21 protein-coding genes are annotated in these 20,993 nt (G+C 63.3%); 8 read left to right on the forward strand and 13 right to left on the reverse strand.

The window, feature by feature from the left end:
• Positions 1-5: 5 nt before the first annotated feature.
• Positions 6-299, reverse strand: coding sequence for a MerR family DNA-binding transcriptional regulator (locus tag B0G73_RS01325; protein ID WP_308706097.1), 294 nt, complete (start codon positions 297-299; stop codon positions 6-8).
• A 118-nt stretch (positions 300-417) separates the two neighbouring features.
• Here B0G73_RS01325 and B0G73_RS01330 point away from each other — a divergent pair, with 118 nt between their 5' ends.
• The 3 genes from B0G73_RS01330 to B0G73_RS01340 all read left to right on the forward strand — a co-directional run bounded on the left by B0G73_RS01330 (position 418) and on the right by B0G73_RS01340 (position 3,883).
• A complete protein-coding gene (locus B0G73_RS01330) occupies positions 418-1,092 on the forward strand; it encodes an HAD family hydrolase (RefSeq protein WP_106277169.1) in 675 nt (224 codons plus the stop codon).
• A 368-nt stretch (positions 1,093-1,460) separates the two neighbouring features.
• On the forward strand, positions 1,461-2,423 hold the full coding sequence (locus tag B0G73_RS01335) for a response regulator (RefSeq protein ID WP_106277170.1): 963 nt from the start codon (positions 1,461-1,463) through the stop codon (positions 2,421-2,423).
• Positions 2,424-2,446: 23 nt separating this feature from the next.
• Complete coding sequence (locus B0G73_RS01340; protein ID WP_106277172.1) at positions 2,447-3,883, forward strand: sensor histidine kinase; 1,437 nt, start codon at positions 2,447-2,449, stop codon at positions 3,881-3,883.
• A gap of 69 nt (positions 3,884-3,952) precedes the next feature.
• Here B0G73_RS01340 and B0G73_RS01345 read toward each other — a convergent pair whose 3' ends face one another.
• The 5 genes from B0G73_RS01345 to B0G73_RS01365 form a co-directional block, all read right to left on the reverse strand.
• Positions 3,953-4,915 carry an alpha/beta hydrolase gene (locus tag B0G73_RS01345; RefSeq protein ID WP_106277174.1) on the reverse strand — a complete coding sequence of 321 codons (963 nt, stop codon included), beginning with the start codon at positions 4,913-4,915 and terminating at the stop codon, positions 3,953-3,955.
• Positions 4,908-5,438 carry a thioesterase family protein gene (locus B0G73_RS01350; RefSeq protein ID WP_106277176.1) on the reverse strand — a complete coding sequence of 177 codons (531 nt, stop codon included), beginning with the start codon at positions 5,436-5,438 and terminating at the stop codon, positions 4,908-4,910. Before B0G73_RS01350 ends, B0G73_RS01345 begins: the two co-directional genes overlap by 8 nt.
• Before the next feature lie 120 nt (positions 5,439-5,558).
• Positions 5,559-6,524, reverse strand: a complete 966-nt coding sequence (locus tag B0G73_RS01355; protein WP_106277178.1) for an L-carnitine dehydrogenase — start codon at positions 6,522-6,524, stop codon at positions 5,559-5,561.
• A gap of 78 nt (positions 6,525-6,602) precedes the next feature.
• Positions 6,603-7,532, reverse strand: a complete 930-nt coding sequence (locus tag B0G73_RS01360; RefSeq protein WP_106277179.1) for a 3-keto-5-aminohexanoate cleavage protein — start codon at positions 7,530-7,532, stop codon at positions 6,603-6,605.
• Positions 7,533-7,573: 41 nt separating this feature from the next.
• Entirely contained in the window at positions 7,574-8,539 is a 966-nt protein-coding gene (locus B0G73_RS01365) for a choline ABC transporter substrate-binding protein (RefSeq protein WP_106277181.1), read from the reverse strand.
• A gap of 343 nt (positions 8,540-8,882) precedes the next feature.
• Here B0G73_RS01365 and B0G73_RS01370 point away from each other — a divergent pair, with 343 nt between their 5' ends.
• Together B0G73_RS01370 and B0G73_RS01375 are read left to right on the forward strand one after the other, a co-directional pair.
• Positions 8,883-9,908 carry a GlxA family transcriptional regulator gene (locus tag B0G73_RS01370; protein WP_106277183.1) on the forward strand — a complete coding sequence of 342 codons (1,026 nt, stop codon included), beginning with the start codon at positions 8,883-8,885 and terminating at the stop codon, positions 9,906-9,908.
• Between the two features lie 109 nt (positions 9,909-10,017).
• Entirely contained in the window at positions 10,018-10,344 is a 327-nt protein-coding gene (locus tag B0G73_RS01375; protein ID WP_106277185.1) for a DUF4148 domain-containing protein, read from the forward strand.
• A gap of 194 nt (positions 10,345-10,538) precedes the next feature.
• Here the strand turns inward: B0G73_RS01375 and gabD are convergent, their stop codons facing one another.
• Positions 10,539-11,999, reverse strand: a complete 1,461-nt coding sequence (gene gabD / locus B0G73_RS01380) for an NADP-dependent succinate-semialdehyde dehydrogenase (protein WP_106277187.1) — start codon at positions 11,997-11,999, stop codon at positions 10,539-10,541.
• A gap of 10 nt (positions 12,000-12,009) precedes the next feature.
• Positions 12,010-13,293, reverse strand: a complete 1,284-nt coding sequence (locus B0G73_RS01385) for a 4-aminobutyrate--2-oxoglutarate transaminase (RefSeq protein WP_106277189.1) — start codon at positions 13,291-13,293, stop codon at positions 12,010-12,012.
• A gap of 124 nt (positions 13,294-13,417) precedes the next feature.
• On the opposite strand from B0G73_RS01385, the gene B0G73_RS01390 reads away from it, so the two are divergent.
• Positions 13,418-14,923: a PLP-dependent aminotransferase family protein gene (locus B0G73_RS01390; RefSeq protein ID WP_106277191.1), complete on the forward strand. Its 1,506-nt coding sequence runs from the start codon at positions 13,418-13,420 to the stop codon at positions 14,921-14,923.
• A gap of 17 nt (positions 14,924-14,940) precedes the next feature.
• On the opposite strand, the gene B0G73_RS01395 is transcribed toward B0G73_RS01390, so the two are convergent.
• From B0G73_RS01395 to phnC, 5 genes are all read right to left on the reverse strand, one after another.
• The gene (locus tag B0G73_RS01395) at positions 14,941-15,513 is read right to left on the reverse strand and encodes a PIN domain-containing protein (protein WP_106277193.1); all 573 of its coding nucleotides are present in this window, start codon (positions 15,511-15,513) and stop codon (positions 14,941-14,943) included.
• Positions 15,514-15,516: 3 nt separating this feature from the next.
• Positions 15,517-15,975 (reverse strand): helix-turn-helix domain-containing protein, encoded by a 459-nt coding sequence (locus tag B0G73_RS01400; RefSeq protein ID WP_106277691.1) that lies wholly within the window; start codon positions 15,973-15,975, stop codon positions 15,517-15,519.
• Positions 15,976-16,091: 116 nt separating this feature from the next.
• On the reverse strand, positions 16,092-16,934 hold the full coding sequence (phnE, locus tag B0G73_RS01405; RefSeq protein WP_106277195.1) for a phosphonate ABC transporter, permease protein PhnE: 843 nt from the start codon (positions 16,932-16,934) through the stop codon (positions 16,092-16,094).
• Positions 16,931-17,908: a phosphonate ABC transporter substrate-binding protein gene (gene phnD, locus B0G73_RS01410; protein ID WP_106277196.1), complete on the reverse strand. Its 978-nt coding sequence runs from the start codon at positions 17,906-17,908 to the stop codon at positions 16,931-16,933. The genes phnE and phnD overlap by 4 nt, the downstream gene beginning before the upstream one ends.
• 41 nt (positions 17,909-17,949) lie before the next feature.
• Complete coding sequence (gene phnC / locus B0G73_RS01415; protein WP_106277198.1) at positions 17,950-18,855, reverse strand: phosphonate ABC transporter ATP-binding protein; 906 nt, start codon at positions 18,853-18,855, stop codon at positions 17,950-17,952.
• Positions 18,856-19,147: 292 nt separating this feature from the next.
• Between phnC and B0G73_RS01420 the strand changes: the two genes are divergently transcribed.
• Together B0G73_RS01420 and B0G73_RS01425 are read left to right on the forward strand one after the other, a co-directional pair.
• Positions 19,148-20,182: a M14 family zinc carboxypeptidase gene (locus tag B0G73_RS01420; protein WP_106277200.1), complete on the forward strand. Its 1,035-nt coding sequence runs from the start codon at positions 19,148-19,150 to the stop codon at positions 20,180-20,182.
• Positions 20,179-20,979, forward strand: coding sequence for an alpha/beta fold hydrolase (locus B0G73_RS01425; RefSeq protein WP_106277201.1), 801 nt, complete (start codon positions 20,179-20,181; stop codon positions 20,977-20,979). Before B0G73_RS01420 ends, B0G73_RS01425 begins: the two co-directional genes overlap by 4 nt.
• Positions 20,980-20,993 lie beyond the last annotated feature (14 nt).

Consider the following 20,993-nt stretch of genomic DNA (forward strand, 5'->3'; position numbering starts at 1 on the left):
AACCCCTACCGCTGCGCGTTCGAAACCTCAACGCGCCTATCCGTGAAGAACGCGCGCCCGGCGACGATCGACACCCACGGCGTCTCCGGCTGCGTAAGGCAGGTCTGAATCTCGGCGAGCGCAAGTCCGAAACGGCCAGCGCCAGGATGTGGCGAAGCCGGGCGGTAGCCGCTCCCATCACGCGCCGAAGGCGTGAGCAATCCGATTGCGTCGTAATGGTGAAGCGTGCGGACGCTCAGTCCGCTGCGCCTCGCAAGCTCTTCCACTTTCAACAGCAATCGCCTCCAGTCAGTCTGCACATTGCAGGTTAGGACCTTGCGCTACGTGAGGGTCAAAGCGAATCGACGCGGGATTCGCACGACCGGCGAACCTCGGACATGGCATATTGGCGAAGCCAGTCATCAACAGGAGCACACCATGCGAATCCAGACCTCTTTCCTCTTCGATCTCGACGGGACGCTCGTCGACAGCGTCTACCAGCACGTGCTGGCCTGGAAGGAAGCGCTCGACAGCGAAGGCATTCCCCTGTCGGTCTGGCGAATTCACCGCAAGATCGGCATGAGCGGCGGCCTCTTCACCCATCAGCTTCTGCGGGAAACGCACGGCGAAATCAGTGCCGACCGGGTCGAGCGTCTCCGTGAAGCTCACGCCGCCGCCTATCAGCGTTTGCGCGCGCAGGTGTGTCCGCTGCCGGGCGCGCGGGCGCTGCTCGACGCGCTGACGCAGGCGGGAACACCTTGGGCAGTGGCGACCAGCGGCCGCATGGAGACGGCGGCGCTCAATCTGGAGGCGCTCGGTGTCGATCCCGCGAAAGCCGTCGTCGTCACGCGCGACGACGTCAAATATGCAAAGCCGGATCCGGATCTGTTCATCGCCGCAGCCGGGCGGCTCGGCGTACCGGTCGAAAATACGGTGGTGGTGGGCGACAGCATCTGGGACATGCTGGCGGCACGGCGCTGCCGGGCGTTGGGTGTGGGCTTGCTGTCGGGCGGGTACGGCACGGAGGAACTCGAGCGCGCCGGCGCGTTGCGGGTCTACGACGATCCGGCCGATCTGCTGGAACATCTGGACGAGGTTGCGTCGCGGCCGTAAAGGTGGCCTCTAGTTGCGGACTGCCCAGAACGCATAAGCGCCGCCGTTGTTCGCCGCGACGGCTTCGCGCGATCGATGCCAGGGGCCTGTACTATATTGTTCAGCGGAAAACCGCCTTGGCGACCGGCGTGAGAGAATCCTGCCCATAAGCAGGTGCGAAGCGCGCCGGAATGGTCATATGCGACCATGCGGGATCCGGAAGCAGCAAAATATATGACGCTCCCATGGGGCCGATGGCCGAGGCAGCGGGGCCCCATGTACTCGGGGATCCGCCGCGCCGCAAAGTGCCGCGCGGGTTGTTTGTGACCTACGGCCGGCGGTCTGCCGCGGTTGTCCTCCAGAGGGGGCGTGACGAACCACGTGAAACCATGAACAATTTTATTCGACCACCTGTTCTCCATCCGTCGACGGTTGTTTTCGTGGATGACAACGACAGCTATCTCGACGCGCTGCGGCGCTTCTTTCCGGATAGCGCCACCAATCTGTTTTTTACGCGGCCTCAAACCGCGCTTGCGTTCATCCGTCAGCATGCTCGCAAGAATTCGCTGGAGTTCGCGCCGGCGTCGGCATGCGTGAGCGAGACGGGTTTTGAGCGCTACATGGAAACCGCGGCGGAACGGGATATCCTGGCGCGCGGCTCCCGTTTCGCGGAAGTCGCGGCGGTCGTGGTCGATTTCGACATGCCGGGCATGAACGGCGTGGAATTCCTCTCGTCCATCTCCAATCTGCGTTGCGCGAAAGTGCTGCTGACCGGTGTCGCGGACGAAACCGTCGCGGTCAAAGCTTTCAATGCGGGTATCGTCGATTTATACCTCAGAAAAACGGATACCGACTCCGCCAACCGGCTGGCGCATTTCCTGACGGACGCCAAGGCCAGGCACTGTTCGGAAGGCGGCTGGCTCGCGTTGGGCGAGAACGGCCTGACCTATTGCGACCCGCGAACGCGTAAGGTCATCGACGAGGTGGTCGCCGCGAACGGTATCGTCGAGTATTACTGGCGCCCGGAGCAGGACGCCATTTTGATGTTCGATCGCGCCGGCAATCCGAGCGTTTTTGTCGCGTGGGCCGAGCACGACTGGATCTCGCAGGGCGAAATCGTCGCGGACGAGGACGGCCCGGCCGACCTTCTCAAGCAAATGGCGGTGCGCGAGGTGATGCCGATCTTCTGGCCGAACCTGGCCTACCGCTCCGGCATGACCGTCAAGACGCTGACGCCGCAAACCATTCCGGGCTGGGACGACGTTTTCTATTGCTGGACCCCGATCGACAGGGCCGACGTGGGCATGGACCTGATGACGTTCGCGCAATGGCGGAAGGAACGGACTCGCTAAAGTCTGCCGGGACGTCAAGCCACATGTACGCCATTCCGACTGCCTGCGTGTCCGCGATGTTCGTGGTGTTCGGCCTATACGTCCTGATTACGCAAGGCGCGACGCGTTTGTTCACGCCGTTCATTCTGATGTGCGTCTCGACCTTCGCGTGGCAAGGCGCATGGACGCTGCTGTTTCAGACAGACAACCCACATACTGCGGACCTGCTGGTCAGGGGCGGGTATCTCTTCATTCTTTTTTTACCCACAACGTTCTACCACTTCGTGACGGAAGTGGCGGCGCAGCGCCGGGAACGGCCGATATTGCTCGCGTCGTACGGGCTGTGTTTTGTCCTCGCGGTCCTGCTGCCAGGCAACGAAGTGGTGGCGGGCTACCGGCATTTCTTCTTCGGCTACTATCCGGTCGCCGGCCCGCTGCATCCCGTGCACGTGGTGCAGACCGTGTTGCTGGCCGGCCGCAGCGCCCAGCTTCTGCTCGCCGCGCGCCAGAAGGCGGAGGGCGACGCGCGGCGGCGCCTCGATCTGTGTCTGGCGAGCCTTTGCCTGTACTCGTTCGCCGCGACGGATTACGCGGTCAATTACGGCTTCGGGTTTTATCCGCCGGGCGTCCTGTTCATCGGCCTGAGCCTCGGGTTGCTGGCAATCACCATCGTGCGCTATCACCTGATTCACCCGTATGCGGTGGCGGCGACCATCGCGCATGAAATTTCGACGCCGCTCGCCACCATCGGAATGCACGCCGACGAAATTGCCAGCGTTTGGGGGCACGTGTTCAAAGGGTATCGAACAGCTGTGACGCACGGGCTGTATGACGATCACGACGAGTCCGGACAGTCCGAACGCATCGGCCAGCTGGCAACGGCAATCCGGCGCGAAGTCTCCGGCACCAGCGCGATGGTCGAAATGGCGCTCGCGTCTTTCACGCTCGATCGTCTGGACCGCGGCGACTTCAGCCGGCATTCCGTGTATCAGTGCGTGATGTCGGCGCTGGAACGGTATCCGTTCAGCGGCCGCGAGCGTGAACTTGTCACGGTAAAACCCATCGATCCCGCCATGTCGTTTTCGGGCTCGGATACGGTCGTGGTTTTCGTGCTGTTCAATCTGCTGAAAAACGCGTTGTATGCCATTCGCGTGGGCGGCGATGGTGAGATCACGATCAGTGCCGTTCAGGATCGGGACTTCTGCGTGCTGCAATTCCGCGACACCGGGCCGGGCATTGCGCCCGACGTCCTGCCCTATATCTTCGACGCCTTCTTCACGACCAAGCGGCACGGCAGCGGCGCGGGCATGGGACTCGCGTTCTGCCGTCGCGCGACGGAACTGCTGGGCGGAAGCATCGAGTGCAGTTCGACACGCGGCGTCCACACGACCTTCACCGTGCGGTTGCCGGCGCCGGACACGCCCGCCGATCGCGCATTGCGCAAGACACCGGCGCGTTCGCCTCGCCGAAGTCAGAGCTGACAGGCAGCTCACAGATTGAAAGCGGTGGCCGTAGCGGCTGATTATCCGGCGGCCTGAACCGGAGAGGCGCTAACGACCGGCCGGCGACGCTTGCGTCGCATGGGTGGACAGAAAACGGCACACTTCCTCGTGCAGCTTCTGTACGCCAGGGCTCGATTCGATGGCGCGCCAGCACCCATGTACGAGTCCAGCGCCGATCAGAAGCTTCGCCTCGCCGCCAGCCGCGCTAATACGCTCGGCAAACACGCGCGCGTCGTCCCTCAACGGATCATGTTCAACGCCGATTGCCAGCGTCGGCGGCAGGCGGTCGTAACGTGTTGCATCGAGCGGGATCGTCCACGCGGGGTAGGGCGGGTGGGTGCCCCAATATAGATCGCGGAACGCATGAACGTCGGTTAGCGTGAGCATCGGCGCGTGCGCTTCGCTTTCGCGCGCGGGCGACTGCGGCTCGGTGCCGAGCATCGGATAAACCAGCACAAGGCCGCTTATGCCTTGCACCGCTTCGTCGCGCAGCCGCATCGCCACGCTGGCCGCGAGCGTGGCGCCGGCGCTGTCGCCCGCCAGTTGCAGCGGAGCGCCGGCACGCAGATCGAACGGCAAGCGCCCTGCCAAAGCGGCGCGCGTCACCTCCATGCAATCGTCATGCGCGGCCGGCGCGGGGTGTTCGGGAGCCAGCCGGTAGTCGACGGCGATCACGTCGAGACCGGTGTCCGCGGCAAGGCGTGCGGTTACGAGCTGATGACTATCCAGCGAGCCGAGCACGAAGCCGCCGCCGTGAAAGTACAGCACGGCGCCACGCGCCGCCTCATGACGCGTTGCGCGGTTCCGGTATAGCCGCAGCGCGATCGAATGGCCCGCGCCGGTTCGGAATTCGGCGTTTTGAGTCGCGACTTCATCGGGCAGCGCGGGTGTGACCGCCGCCGCATACTCGTCGTAGATCCTGCGCTGTTCAGCCGGCGTCAATGAAGTCGAATGCCCCGGATAAATCGCGGCGGCTCTTTCGATGAACGCGGCCATTTCCGCTTCAACCATGTTCACTCCCACTCGGCTTCGTTTTCGCCGGCAAGCCGATCACGCGGCCGGCAAAGGCGGCGGGCGGCAGGGCGGCATGCGCGTCGGCCAATGCCCGCACACGCGCCGCGACATCCGGATCGAACGCGGCGGCACGTGGGCCGCCGGTATCCACATGCAGCAACATCTGCTCGCCGGCCGCCACCGGTTCGCCGCCGCCGCCGGAGAACATCTCGAGGTACAGATGCAGCCGCTTCGCATCGTGCCCGAGCACGCGCATGTCGACGCGCACCTGCGCGCCTTCCTTGATCTCGTGCAGATAGTTGATATGCGCTTCGAGCGTGTAGATCGAGCGCCGGCGTTCCTTGCGCACGGCGTCCGGCAAACCGATCAGGTCGATCAGGGCGTCAGTCGCGAAGCTGAAGATCAGCATGTAGAACGCGTCGCGCAGATGGCCGTTGTAATCGACCCAATCGGCGCGCACCGTGTCACGATAGCTTGGTAGGGCAACGGGTTGCGGCGTCGGCAAAATCGTCTCCCTCATTCGTATCAAAGGTGGCGGCTGCGCGCGGGCTTTGCGCCGCCGCTGTGCCCGGCGATCTTTGCGCGCTTCCGCCGCCCGTTCCGCGGCAGCAGGTGCTTCCGCACCTCCACATGCTCGTCCTCAGTCAGCCGGCAGCAACCCATGCCGCGCCTTCGCCTCCGCAATCGCCGCCAGCACGCTCGTAATGCAATCGTCGCGGTAACGTTCGAGCTGTTTGATCGAGCGCGGCCCGACCTGCTCGGCGGTGCCGTCCACGACCCGGTCGATCAGTTCATCCGTCAGCTTCGGCGCCACCAGTTTAGTCCAGGGCAACTCCAGCGCGGGTCCGAATTGCTGCATGAAATGGCGCATGCCCGCGTCGCCGCCGGCCAGCGTGTACGTCAGGAACGTGCCCATGAACGACCAGCGGATGCCCGCGCCGAAGCGGATCGCGTCGTCGATTTCGCCGGTGGTCGCCACGCCCTCGTTGACCAGATGCAAGGCCTCGCGCCACAGCGCTTCCAGCAGACGGTCGGCGATGAAGCCCGGCACTTCCTTGCGAACCCGCAGCGGTCGCATCGACAGCGCACGATACACCTGCAGCGCGGCGTCGATGGTTTCCGGCGCGGTGCTTTCGCCGCCCAGCACTTCGACAAGCGGCAGCAGATACACCGGATTGAACGGATGCCCGACGATGCAACGTTGCGGATTCACTGCCCGTGCATAAAAATCACTCGGCAACAGGCCCGACGTCGATGAAGCGATGATCGCATCCGGCTTTGCCGCGCGGCTGATCTGTTCGTGCAGCGAGAGCTTCAATGCCTCGCGCTCAGGCGCGCTTTCCTGAATGAAATCCGCCTGCCCGACGCAGGCTTCGATCGTATCGACGAAACGCAATCGCTCCGGCGACGCGCCCGCAACGAACCCTACGCGCTGCAGCGCCGGCCACGCGTTCGCGACGTTCTCGCGCAGCTGCTTCTCCGCGCCCGGCGCCGGGTCCCACGCGATGACATCGAGCCCGTGCGCGAGCGCGCGCGACACCCAGCCGCTGCCGATCACGCCCACGCCGATTGCCGCGAATGTTTTGATATCGACGATCACTGCCATTGCTGATGTTTCCTTTGCCTGTGTGTTGTCTGGTTTCGAAGCGAGTTGCGTCGAGCCGGGTGAATCAAGCCGGGTGAATCAGGCGTACTGTCCCGCTGCACGCCGCTCCAACTGACGTTCGCCACGTGCGGGCAGACCGAGCTTGCGGCGTCCTTCGGCGGGTGTCAGCGCGCGCGCGCCGAGCCGTTCGATAATTTCGACCGCGCGCTGCACCAGCGTGCCGTTGGTTGCAGGCACACCTTTGTCGAGCCAGATGTTGTCTTCGAGGCCGACGCGTACGTGGCCGCCGAGCAGCATCGCCTGCGCGACCATCGGCATCTGCATGCGGCCGATGCCGAAGCCGGCCCATTGCGCGCCGGGCGGCAGGTTGTCGGCCATCGCTTTCATGGTGGTGGTGTCGGCGGGCGCGCCCCAGGGAATGCCGAGGCAGATCTGAAACAGCGGCGGCGCGTCGAGCAGTCCTTCCTTGAGCAATTGCTTCGCGAACCACAAATGGCCGGTATCGAAGATCTCCAGTTCGGGCTTCACGCCGAGTTCCTGGATGCGCCGCGCGCCGGCCCGTAACTGTGCGGGCGTCGACACATAGATGTAGTCGCCGTCGCCGAAATTGAGCGTGCCGCAATCGAGCGTGCAGATTTCCGGCAGCAGTTCCTCGACATGCGCGAGGCGCGTGAGCCCGCCGACCAGATCCGTGTTCGCGCCGAAGCGCATCGGGTCCTCGCCCGGACCGATCTCCAGATCGCCGCCCATGCCGGCCGTCAGGTTGATGATCACGTCCGTGCCCGACGAGCGAATGCGGTCGACCACCTCGCGATACAGCTGCGGATCGCGGCTGCCTCGTCCGGTTTTCGGATCGCGCACATGGCAGTGCGCAACGGTCGCGCCGGCCTTCGCGGCTTCGATGGCGGCCTCGGCAATCTGCTTCGGCGTGACGGGAATGGCCGGGTGCTTGCCGACGGTATCGCCTGCGCCGGTGACCGCGCAGGTCACGATGACTTCATGATTCATGCGAGCTGGTTCCTATGGATTGATATGCGCGACATTCGGAGTCAAAGACCCAGATAGGCCTTGACCGCGGGCAAGCCATCCTTGCCGTCGTAGGTCTTCACGCCGGCAAGCCAGGCATCGAGTACCTGCGGGTTTTTCTTCAGATATGCCTTGGCGGCGTCGGCGGGCTTTTCCTTGTTCATGACCGATTGCATCACCACGTTTTCGAGCTGCGTCGAAAAGCGCAGATTGCTCACGAGCTTGCCCGCGTTCGGGCAGCGCGTCAGAAAGTCGGGGGACGTCAGCGTATAAACGCGTGCTTCGCCGTCGTTCGGGCCGAATACGCCGTCGCTGCCGGTGAGGTATTTCATGTCGATCTGGATGTTCATCGGATGCGGTTCCCAGCCGAGAAAGACCACCCATTTCTTCTCGCGGATCGCGCGATCGACCGAGACCAGCATGCCTGCTTCACTCGATTCGATCAGCTTGAAGCCGCCGAGGCCGAACTGATTGCTGGCGATCATCTTCAGGATCGCCGCGTTCGCGCTGCTGCCGGGCTCGATGCCGTAGATCTTGCCGTCGAGCTGGTCGCGGTGTTTGGCGATGTCGGCGAAGGTCTTCAGGCCCGCGTCGTATTCATAGCTCGGCACGGCGAAGGTGGCCTTGGCGCCGGTCAGGTTGGGCGGCTGCAGCACCTGGATCGATTTCGAATCGACGAACGGCGCGATCGCCTTTTCCTGCACCGGCCACCAATAGCCGAGCGACACGTCGAGCTGTTTGCTCTTGAGGCCCGCGAACGAGATGGGCACGGAGGCGACGGTCGTCACCGGCTGATAGCCGAGCCCTTCGAACACGGTCGAGGCGAGCGCGGTGGTCGACGTGATGTCGGTCCAACCGATATCGGCGAAGTGCACCGCGCGGCAGGCGGCGGGATCCTGGGCGAACGCGGGTAGCGCGGTAACAGCGGCGCCGACGGCCGCCGCGAGACACGCAAGATGGGCAAGCAGGGTTTTGATGCGCAACTTCATGACGTTCCCTCTTCTGACTCGGGTGACAACGTGTTTCGAACCGGGCCGCTTCGCCTGAGCGAACGACATGAAGCGAAGCGGCCCCCGGACATGCGTTACCGCTTGTGTGATGCCTGAACTGCACGAATGACGTAACGTTAATGCCCCATATTCCAGCCAAAGCGACCGCCAGCGACCGGTTCTTGCTCCCACGCGACCATGAGGGAAAACCTGTGCCGCGCACATTGCGATGCAACATCGGGTTAGCGCGAATTTTGGCGCGCCTTGCCGGCTTGGCTGCTGCTTGCTACGCTCGCCGGGAACCCGCGTCCGCCTGTGTTTTTCCTGATCGAGTCCGAGCACGATGCCCGAAGATATGTCGTTCCTGTTGCTGCCGGGCTTTTCGGCGATCGGTTTCATGTCGGCAGTGGAGCCTTTGCGCGTGGCGAACCGCTTTCGCGGCGATCTGTACCGCTGGCGCATTCTGAGTCTCGACGGCGCGCCGGTGGCCGCCAGCAACGGCATTTCAATCAACGCGGATGCGGCCATCGGCGACGTCGATGCGACGCGCACGCTCTTCGTCGTCGCGGGCTTCGAGCCGCTCGCCTGCTACACGCGCGTGCTGGGCGATTGTCTGAAGCGCCTCGCGCGCGCGGGCGCGACGCTCGGCGGTATCGACACCGGCAGCTTTGTGCTCGCGGAAGCCGGGCTGCTCGGCGGCGCGGATAGTGTGACTGTGCACTGGGAAGCGCTGTCGGCATTCCGCGAGCGCTATCCGTCGCTCGATGCGAGCCAGGAGCTGTTCGAAATCGGAGCGCGGCGCATTACATGCGCGGGCGGCACGGCGTCGATCGACATGATGCTCGACCTGATCGGCCGCGAGCATGGCGCCGCGCTGGCCTCGGCCGTCTCGGAGCAATTCGTGGTGAGCCGTATCCGGCAGCGCTCGGACCATCAGCGCATGGAGGTCGCGGCGCGCTACGGCGTGCACAACCGCAAGCTGATTCAGGTGATCGGCGTGATGGAACAGCATATGGAGGAGCCGCTCACGCCGGACCAGCTCGCGCGGGAAATCGGCGTTACGCGGCGGCAACTGGAGCGGCTGTTCTGCGCGTCCCTGAAGGACACGCCAACGCATTTCTATCAGCAGTTGCGCCTCACGCGTGCGCGCGAATTGCTGCAACAGACCGACATGTCGATTACGTCGATTTGCGTGGCATGCGGATTCGAATCGCCTTCGCATTTTTCGCGAACGTATCGCGCGCGTTTTGGCGCGAGCCCGAGAAGCGACCGGCAAGGGACGGGCGGCCGAAATGCCAGTGAACTGGCGCCATCGCCGGGGCAAAACCTTATCTCCGCGCCCCAGTTATCCCATTTATCGCAACAGTGAATTCGACGATTGGGGGTTTACCCTATATACGTTGACTCCTAGACTGTCTCCATACGCTGCAGACATAGGTTCGCAGCATGGCAAAAAACAATCTCTGGAGGTAGGTGTCATGAAATCCCTGATCGAAGCTGTTGTTATCGCCGCGCTCATTTCCGCTCCGCTCGCCGCTTTTGCTCAATCGAATCAGCCGGTTACTCGTGCTCAAGTGCGCGCCGAACTGATCCAGCTGGAAAAGGCCGGCTACAACCCGGCCACCGCGAACGACGAAGAATATCCGTCCAACATTCAGGCTGCGGAAGCGCGCGTCGCCGCACAGAAGAGCGCTGCCCAGACGAGCGGTTACGGTTCGGCCACCAATGGTTCGTCGCAGGCAGGCAGCCGTTCGGACACGACGAACAGCTCGTACTCGGCTCCGGTTGTGAACTACGGTCGTTAATCGATGGCGTAGGTGTGGAAGCTGTAGCAGGGCGCTGGATCGTCGTGATCTCCCAGCGCCTATAAACGGCCTGACACTGCAAGAGCGGCCGCTGCCACTGCACAGCGCGTCTGTATCAACCGGGCCAACGAAAAACGGCCACGTCAGACATGCCGACGTGGCAGTTTTTCACTTTGTCACTTCCAGCTTCGCGTTCAGATCCCGCCGACGCACATGTACTTGATCACCACGTAATCGTCGATGCCGTAGTGCGAACCTTCGCGTCCCAAGCCCGATTGCTTGACGCCGCCGAACGGCGCGACTTCGTTCGAGATCAGGCCCGTGTTGATGCCGACCATGCCGTATTCCAGTGCTTCGGCGACACGCCACACGCGGCCGATATCGCGGCTATAGAAGTACGACGCGAGGCCGAATTCGGTGTCGTTAGCGAGGCCGATCACTTCTTCATCCGACGAGAAGCGGAACAGCGGCGCGAGCGGTCCGAAGGTTTCATCGCGTGCGACCTTCATGGCGGGCGTGACATCCGCGAGTACGGTCGGCTCGAAGAAGCCATGACCGAGCGCATGACGCTTGCCGCCGGTGACGATGCGCGCGCCTTTGGCGAGCGCGTCTTCGATATGCGACTTGACCTTGAGCACGGCCGCTTCGTTGATCAGCGGACCTTGCGTTACACCGTCTTCGGTGCCGCGGCCAACCTTGAGCTGTTCGACGGCAACGCGCAGTTTCTCGGCGAATGCGTCGTAGACCTTGTCATGCACGTAGAAACGGTTCGTGCATACGCAAGTCTGGCCGCTGTTGCGATACTTCGATGCAATCGCGCCGGCCACCGCGGCGTCCAGATCCGCGTCGTCGAATACGATGAACGGCGCATTGCCGCCGAGTTCGAGCGACACCTTCTTGACCGTCGGCGCGCATTGCGCCATGAGCAAACGGCCGACCGGCGTCGAGCCGGTGAACGACAGCTTGCGCACGATCGGATTGCCGGTCATTTCCGCGCCGATCGCTTTCGGCTCGCCGGTCACGACGTTGAACACGCCGCGCGGCACGCCGGCGCGTTCGGCCAGCACCGCGAGGGCGAGCGCGGAGAGCGGCGTGGCTTCAGCCGGTTTGACGATGATCGGGCAGCCCGCCGCGAGCGCCGGGCCGACCTTGCGGGTGATCATCGCAGCCGGGAAATTCCACGGCGTGATGGCCGCGCAAACGCCGATCGGCTCTTTCGTCACGACGATGCGTTTGTCGTTGGCCGGCGTCGGGATCGTGTCGCCGTTCACGCGCTTGCCTTCTTCCGCGAACCATTCGAGGAACGACGCCGCGTACTGGATTTCGCCCTTAGCTTCCGCGAGCGGCTTGCCCTGTTCCGTGGTGAGGATCTTCGCCAGATCGTCGGCGTTCTCCATCATCAGGTCGTGCCATTTGCGCAGGATCACCGCGCGTTGCTTGGCGGTCGTGGCGCGCCATGCGGGCCACGCGGCGTTCGCCGTGTCGATGGCGCGGCGTGTCTCCACCGTGCCCATGCGCGGCACCGTTGCGATCGTTTCGCCCGTGGCGGGATTTTTCACTTCGAAGGTCGTGCCGTCGTCCGCGCCTTGCCATTCGCCCGCGATATACGCGTGGCTTTTCAGCAGCGACGGGTCTTTCAAACTCAACGTGATCATGTGGGTTTCCTCAAGCTGCGATGGTGACGCTGTCCTTGATCACGTCTTCGAGAATCGCCATGGCTTCGTCGAAGACCGTGTCTTGAATCGTGAGCGGGAACAGGAAGCGCACCACGTTCGAATAGACGCCGCACACCAGCAGCAGCAAGCCGCGTTCGAGCGCGCGCGTCTGCACGCGTTTGGTGAACTCCGCATCCGGCTCCGTGCCGCCCGCCTTGCAGAACTCGACGGCGACCATGCCGCCGGGGCCGCGCACATCGGCGATTTGCGGCACGTCGCTTTGCAGCGCGATCAGCTTGGCCTTGACGCGGTCGCCCAGCAGCGTGGCGCGCTCGCAGAGTTTCTCTTCGTCGATGATATCGAGCACCGCATGCGCGGCGGCGACCGCCAGAGGATTGCCCGCATATGTGCCACCGAGACCGCCAGGCGCCGCCGCGTCCATCACGTCCGCGCGGCCGATCACGCCCGACAGCGGCATGCCGCCCGCGAGACTCTTGGCGACCGTCATCAGATCGGGCACCACGTCGTAATGGTGCATGGCAAACAGCTTGCCGGTTCGCGCGAAGCCCGTTTGCACTTCGTCGGCGATCAGCAGGATGCCGTGTTCGTTGCACAGCTTGCGCAGCGCGCGCACGAATTCGGCGGGCGCCGGATAGAAGCCGCCTTCGCCCTGAACCGGTTCGAAGATGATCGCGGCAACGCGCTTCGGATCGATGTCGGCCTTGAAAAGGAATTCGATGGCCTTCAGCGAGTCGGCCGTGGTCACGCCGTGCAGCGGATTCGGGAACGGCGCATGGAACACGTCCGACGGGAACGGGCCAAAGCCGATCTTGTACGGCGCGACCTTGCCGGTCAGCGCCATGCCCATCAGCGTGCGGCCGTGGAAACCGCCGGTGAAGGCGATCACGCCCGGACGGCCGGTTGCGGCGCGGGCGATCTTGATGGCGTTTTCGACGGCTTCGGCGCCGGTCGTGAAGAACGCGGTCTTCTTCGGATGATCGCCCGGCGCGCGCTCGTTGAGTTTTTCAGCCAGTTCGACGTATGACGCGTACGGCACGATCTGATACGCCGTGTGGGTGAAGTGATCGAGCTGGTCGCGAATCGCGGCGAGGATCTTCGGATGACGATGGCCGGTGTTGCACACGGCGATGCCGGCGGCGAAGTCGATGAAACGGCGGCCCTCGACGTCCCACAGTTCCGCGTTTTCAGCGCGTTCGGCGTAGAAATCGCACATCACCCCGACGCCGCGCGGCGTGGCGGCGTCTTTACGGCTTTTCAGTTCTGCGTTCTTCATGGTCATCTCCTTCGCTCCTCGGTTTTTTGCGGACGCCGCGCGCTCAGCGCAGCACATGCAGCGACTATAATGAGATTTGGCTCTTAACTTCAGAGCCATTTCAATAAAAATGTAGGAGCCAATCATGCGCGCGAGCGTTTTGTCCGACTGGCTGGCCCAGCGCCTCGACCGCGGCAACGGTCAGCCGATCTATCGCCAGTTGCACCGGCTGTTGCAGCAGGCGATCCTGTCGCGCGAGTTGCCGCCGGGCAGCAAGGTGCCGTCGTCGCGGTTGCTGGCGCAGGAGTTGGGCATTGGGCGCAACACCGTCACGCAGGTGTATGAGCAGCTCGTACTCGAAGGTTATGTCAGTTCAGCGACCGGGCGCGGCACGTTTGTCGCCGACAGCGCGCCGGACGAGATCGTCGGCGTGCCCGATGCCGAGGCGCCCGCCGCGCGTTCCGAGCCGGCGCCACAGCAGGCGCGGCGCGCGCTTTCCACGCGCGGCGCGCGGTTGATCGCCGGAGCGGGCGTGTCCAAGCGGCAGTGGGGCGCCTTCATGCCTGGCGTGCCCGACGTCACGAAGTTTCCGGCGCGCGTGTGGAGTCGCCTGCACAATAAATATTGGCGGCGGCTGCGCCCGGACCTGCTGACGTATGCGCCGGGCGGCGGCCTTGCCTCGCTGCGGCACGCGCTGGCCGACTATCTGCGCACCTCGCGCTCGGTGCGCTGCACGCCGGAGCAGATCATCATCACGACCGGGATTCACCAGTCCGTCGATCTGGCCGTGCGTCTGCTGTCCGATCCGGGCGACGTGATCTGGACCGAAGACCCGTGTTATTGGGGCGTGCGCAGCGTGCTGCACGTGTCTGGTCTGGAATCGCGGCCGATCGCCGTCGACGAGGAAGGCATCAATCCTTCCGCCGACGACCTCGCGCAGCCGCCGAAGCTGATGCTGGTCACGCCTTCGCACCAATACCCGCTCGGCATGGTAATGAGTCTCGCGCGGCGCCGCATGCTGCTCGAATACGCGCGGCAGAACCAGTGCTGGATCATCGAGGACGACTACGACAGCGAATACCGCTATGGCAGCCGGCCGTTGGCTTCGTTGCAAGGTCTGGATACGTCGGGGCAGGTGATTTACGTGGGCAGCTTCGGCAAGACGCTGTTTCCTGGGCTGCGCATCGGCTACCTCGTGGTGCCGGAAGCGCTGGCGGAGAGCTTTGCCACGGCGAGCGCCGAGTTGTATCGCGAGGGGCAGTTGCTGCAGCAGGCGATGCTCGCGGAGTTCATCGCCGAAGGGCATTTCACGTCGCATATCCGCAAGATGCGCACGCTGTACGGGCAGCGCCGGCAGACGCTGCTGGACGCTGCCGCTCAGCGTTACGGCGACGCGTTGCCTGCAGTGGGCGGCGACGCCGGCTTGCATCTCGTGATGCAGTTGCCTGACGGCACCGATGACCGGCGGGTGGCGGCTGCGGCGCTGGAGCGCAATATCGTCGTGCGGCCGTTGTCGGGGTATTACGCGCAACCGTTGCTGGCGCCGTCGGGTTTGCTGATCGGCTACGCGTGCGTGCCGGATGAGGAGATCGCACCGGCGCTCAACACGCTGGCTGATGCTATCGATGCGACGCTGCCGGAGTTTGTGTGAGGGGAAGCGCGCTTTGTTCAGATGGCGATGCTATAGGGCCGAACAGCCGAAACAGTTTGCGTGAGACCGAGGCTGGCCAAAGTGTCGAGATACTCGTCGACGGACTTTGATGGGTTTTTTAACGATTTCCTGTGCTCGGCCATTGCTTCGAGCACCTTCGCCTGGTTGAGGTCGAACAGATCGGCGATGAAGTCGTCCGGATGTTGCGCGGTTACGTTGAACGTACTCAAGGCGGCAGCAGGAAAGTCTCTCAGATTGAACGTAACAATAAGCTCGGCCCCGCAATGGACTGCGGCGGCGACGACGTGTGCATCAGTGGGATCCGGCAACTCGATAGCCGCTATCAAATGCTCGAAGTTTTCGACCAATGCATCGCGAACATGGGCGTCCATGAGTTCGCGAACGCGATAGATTTTGGCGCGATCCAGGTCCGGACGGTTTGCGATCAGGTTGCGCACCCATTCTTCATGGATAGCGCGAGTCCAACGCGCGCGGAAGAGATCGGTCAGCGCCAGACGCATCAACAGGTCACGCAATGGTTGGGAGTACAGAACGCAAGCGTCGTAGACAGCGGTGAAATGTGACGACATCGGCTATTCCAGACCCATGTCCTGTGACAATGCCGCCATTTCGTCCAGCGCGTTGCGCCGCTGCGTATCAATGCGATTCTTGTAGGCCATCACGTCTTCGTACCGTACGCGCCGGTGAGTGTTCACCTTGCGGAACGGGATCTCTTTCTTCTCCAGCAACTGCACGAAGTACGGCCGCGACACGTTCAGGAGATCGGCAGCTTCCTGCGTGGTCAGTTCGGCATGAATCGGAATGATAGAGACGGCGTTCCCCTGCCCGATCTCAGTCAGAACATCGACCATCAGCCGCACGACCGACGTAGGCAACTCGACGGTGCGCGTTTGACCCCTGTCGTCTTTGAAGTCGAACTGCTGTGTCTCCGCGCGGCTGGACAGCACCACAGACAGATTCCGGCTGGAGGTGCGGGCAAGCTCGGCCTCCTGTTGGGACGGAAGCGGGGTGGGATGGATGGTGGTGTTCATGGCGCGACTCGGCTCCTTCGATTGCGTCATTCTAAATCGAAATATTCGAAATCGCAATAAACGAAACGGAGCGAAGGGGCGGGGTGAGGGGCCGTTGGCCGTCAGGCCGCCAACTTTCAGATCACGCGCTCGCGCAGCCACGCCGAAACGAGGTCGATCACCGTCACCACCACGATCACCATAGTCATCACCGCGGCCGTTTGCGCATAGTTAAACGAGCGAATCGCTTCGTACAACACCACGCCGATGCCGCCCGCGCCGACCATGCCCACCACCATCGCCGAGCGCACGTTCGATTCGAAGCGATACAACGCGTACGAGATCCACAACGGCAGCACTTGCGGCAGCACGCCGTAAATGATCTCGTCGAGACTGGTCGCGCCGGTGGCGCGCACGCCTTCGGCAGGGCGCGGATCGATGGCCTCGACCGCTTCGGCGAACAGCTTGGCGAGCACGCCAGTGGTGTGCACCCACAGCGCCAGCACACCCGCAAAAGGACCGAGCCCGACCGCGACGATAAACAGCATCGCGAAGACCATCTCATTGATCGCGCGGCATGCGTCCATGATGCGGCGCATGGGCTGCACGATCCACATCGGCGCCATGTTGTGAGCGGACATCAGTCCGCACGGCACCGCGCACACGAGCGAAAGCGCGGTGCCCCACACCGCCACCGAGAGCGTCACATACATCTCGTGCAGATAGCTGCGCCATTCGGTGAAGTCGGGTGGAAAGAAATCCTTGGCGAACTGGCCCATGTTGCCGGAGTCGCTGAGCAGATCCAGCGGACGCATGTCGGCGCCGTGCCACGCGCCGCCCAACACCGCCAACACCGCGATCCAGCCGACGAGCGAGAGCCAGCTACGCTTGCCGGCCGCCGGCGCGGGATGACGTGCCGCCTGGGCGGCGAGCGCTTCGCTCGCGCGCCCCGGCGACGTGACCAGATCGGCCGTGTTCATTGCTTCGATTGCGCGATATTCAGCGCGCTCAGCTTCGCGTCGAGTGCGGCCAACTGGGTCTTGCGATCGTCATCGGAGAGATGCGTGTCGCTCGCGATCTTCTGCTTCTGCTGGAACAACGCGACCTGGCGGATCGGCAGCAACTGCGCATCCGACGATGCCGCGAAACCGCCGTAGCCGAAAATGCCGGCCATTACCGCCTTTTCGTGTGCATCGGTCTTCGCATAGTTGACGAAGAAGTTGCGCAGCTTGTCCTTGGTGGCTTGCGGCAGATCCTTACGCCACACGATCGGGTCCGACGGAATCAGCGGCGAGGTCCACAGCACGCGCACTTGCGCGAACTTGTCCGGATGCTGCTTCTTCAAGGAATCGAGCATTTCCGTATTGTTGGTCGCGATATCGATCTTGTTGTTCACGACGGCCAGCAGATTCGCTTCATGACTGGAAGGCAGCACGGTTTTGAACGACGTATTGACCGGCGTGTTGTGCTGGGCGAACAGGTAGTAGCCGGGAATCAGCGTGCCGGACGTCGAGTTGGGATCGCCGAAGCCGAGCGTGACATCCTTCGTATTCTTGAATACATCGTCGAGCGTTTTGAAGCGGCTGTTCACGTTGGTGATCAACACGGATTTATATCCGGCGTCGCCATTCGCGTACACGGTCTTGGCAAACACCTCGCCTTGCGAACGATCCACTGCTTCGATCGCCGACGCATTGCCGAGATACGCAACCTGGACCTTGTTGAAACGCATGCCTTCGATAATGCCGGCGTAGTCCGTCGCGAAGAACGCCTTGACGTTCAGGCCGGTTTGCCTGTTCATGTCCTGAATCAGCGGTTCCCAGCGCTGTTTCAGCACGGACGACGAATCGGTCGAAATGATGCCGAGGTTCAGGTCTTCGGCTTGCGCAGTGGCGACAGTGGCAAGGGTCGCCGCGCCGACGGCCAGCGTGATCAATGAACGCAGGAATTTCATTGTTTGAGATCCGGTTGAGTTGACAGAACGAATGGGCGCGCTCAGTTCGAGTGCGCCGGATTGAGTGCGAACGCATAGCGCATGGAGGCGGGCGCGGTGTCCTGAAGTGGTGTGCCGCCGTTAGCGGTTTTCGTGCCGAGATCGTCCGCGCTTATGGCGGCTTCATCGAGCAACTCGCGGGCGTCGTCGCCGTAGAGTTTCTTGAGCAACGCAGGCGTGAGCGCGGCGGAAGGTCCGTCGTAGACCACCTTGCCGCGGCGCAGCGCAATCGTGCGCGGGCAGTACTGCATCGCGATGTCGACCTGATGCAGCGAAACCAGCACCGTGAGTTGATGCTCGACGTTCAGCGTGCGCAGCATCTCCATCACGCGGCGCGACGACTCGGGGTCGAGCGAGGCGATCGGTTCATCGGCGAGCACGATACGCGCGCGTTGCACCAGCGCACGGGCAAGCGCGGCGCGCTGCTGTTGGCCGCCGGAGAGATTGGCGGCGCGTTCGCGCGCATGTTCGCCGATGCCGACTTCGTTCAACGCAGCCATCGACAACGCCCGCTCGGCGCGCGGAAAGCGGCCGCAGAGCCGACGCCACAACGGCAACCGCGCGAGCGCGCCGATTAGCACATTGCTTTCGACGGAGAGGCGGTTCACCAGATTGAACTGCTGGAACACGAAGCCGATATCGCGGCGAATGCTGCGCACCTCCCGCACAATGCGGCCGTTCTGCTGAATGGGCCGGCCCAGAATCGAGATCTGCGACGGCTGCGCATCCGAAGCGGTGAAGCCCGCGATATGGCGCAGCAGCGTCGACTTGCCGGAGCCCGAGGCGCCGATCAACGCAACCATTTCGCCCGGTTCGACGCGCAGATCGATTTCGTCCAGCGCCTTGCGGCCATTGCTGAACGTCTTGCTCAACCGTTCGATACGAATTGCTTCCCGAATTGCTTCCATGACTACCCCTTGATGCATCCGGCCTCTGCCGGCATGTGTGGGGCTCATTCTAGGAAGCGTCTGTGACGGTTGAGTGAAGGCATCGCAACGTCTAGACGACTATATCTATCCATGTCTTTTTTGCGTCGCCGGCAAGGCAGATTGGAGTCAATCGTTCGAAATAGAAAATGACATGCATGTGACAGGATTTGCGCCCGCCGGCGCCGCTTCAGCATGAGCGCCGCCGGCCAGGCTATATTGCGTCAATCGGTGTGCCGTCCCCATTAACCTTGCAATTGCTTGCGACATCGTCATGCAGCCTCTGAGCTTCCTTCCCGACAGTTTTGCGGAGTACGAAGATCTGAGGACGATCCTCGAGCAAGGCAGTGCGAGCTTCGCGATCCGCACCGTCTGCGAGACGACGGTGCGCGGCCGGCACTTCGCCGTGCAGACCGCGAGCATCGGATCCACCGACCCGCAAGCGCCGGCAATCGGCTTTTTCGGCGGCATTCACGGGCTCGAACGGATCGGCTCGCAACTCGTGCTCGACTACATGCGAGCGCTGCTCGCGCGGCTCGAATGGGACGAACTGCTGGTGCGCCAATTGCAGTCGATTCGTCTGATCTTTATGCCGATCGTCAATCCGGGCGGCATGTGGGCGGCCACGCGCGCTAACCCGAACGGTGTCGACCTGATGCGCAATGCGCCGCAGAACGCCGACGAACGCGTGCCGCTGCTAGCCGGCGGCCAGCGCGTTGGCGCCTGGCTGCCGTGGTATCGGGGCCGCGAGGGCGAGCCGATGGAGCCCGAGGCCTCGGCGTTGCTGCGGGTGGTCGAAACCGAGCTGGCCACGCGGCCGTTGAGCATCGCGCTCGATTGCCACTCGGGCTACGGCTGGAGCGACAGCATCTGGTTTCCGTACGCACGCACCCGCAAAGTGATGCCGCATCTGCCGGAAATGTACGTGCTGAAAACCATGTTCGAACGCGCCCATCCCCATCATGGCTACGCATTCGAACCGCAGAGCCATCAATATCTGTTGCACGGCGATCTGTGGGACTTCGCTTACGACCGCGCGCCCGCGCCCAACGTCTTTCTGCCCATGACCCTCGAACTCGGCTCCTGGCTGTGGATCAAGAAGAATCCGCGCCAGTTGTTTTCGCGTCAGGGCATGTTCAATCCAGTGAAGGCGCATCGCACGGCGCGCGTGCTGCGGCGTCACGCGAACCTGCTCGACTTTCTGGCGCGCGCGGCCTTTTCGTCGCAACGTTGGCTGCCGCAAGGCAATCGTCGCGAGCAATTGCTGCAAAGCGCGATCGACCATTGGTATAACCCGGAAAGCGTATGAGCACGTGGATCCTGCTGCGCGGCCTCACGCGTGAAATCCGCCACTGGGGTCGCTTGCCCGGCTTGCTGCATGGCGCGCTCAATGAAGCGGCCCTTCAGGCCGGCGCGCCTCACCGTCTGCTGCTGCTCGATCTGCCGGGCAACGGCGAATTCGCGCATTTGCGCGCACCGTCGACGGTCGCCGACATGGTCGGCTTCGTGCGCAATGCTGCTCTGCAAAGCGGCATGCCCGGTCCCTATTGCGTGCTGGCCATGTCGCTCGGCGGCATGGTGGCGACGGACTGGGCGCAACGGCATCCCTACGAGATCGAACGGCTGGTGCTGATCAATACGAGCATGCGGCCGTTCAGCCAGATGCAGGAGCGCTTGCGTCCTTCTGCATGGTCTGGCCTGCTGGGCGTTGCCGCGCACTGGCGCGACGCGCCGCGCGCGGAACACGGCATTCATCGGCTGACGTGCAATAACGTGCAGACGCTGGGTGACGATCTCGACACCTGGAGCCGCATTCGCCGCAGCGCGCCCGTGAGCCGTGGCAATGCGTTACGGCAACTTTGGGCCGCGGCGCGTTTCACCGCGGGCACGGCGCGGCCGGAATGCCCATTGCTGATCCTCTCTTCGCGGGTCGACAAACTGGTCGACCCCGTGTGCTCGGCAAAGCTGGCGGCGGCGTGGGGCGCCCTGCATTGCGAGCATCCGTGGGCTGGCCACGACCTGCCGCACGACGATCCGGCGTGGACCAGCGAACAGGTTCGCGCATGGCTCGCGCAGGAGCACGCGGTTCCCCGGGCCGTGCTTTAAATAGCCGGGCATGC

This window comes from Paraburkholderia sp. BL25I1N1, assembly GCF_003002025.1.
Taxonomy (GTDB): domain Bacteria; phylum Pseudomonadota; class Gammaproteobacteria; order Burkholderiales; family Burkholderiaceae; genus Paraburkholderia.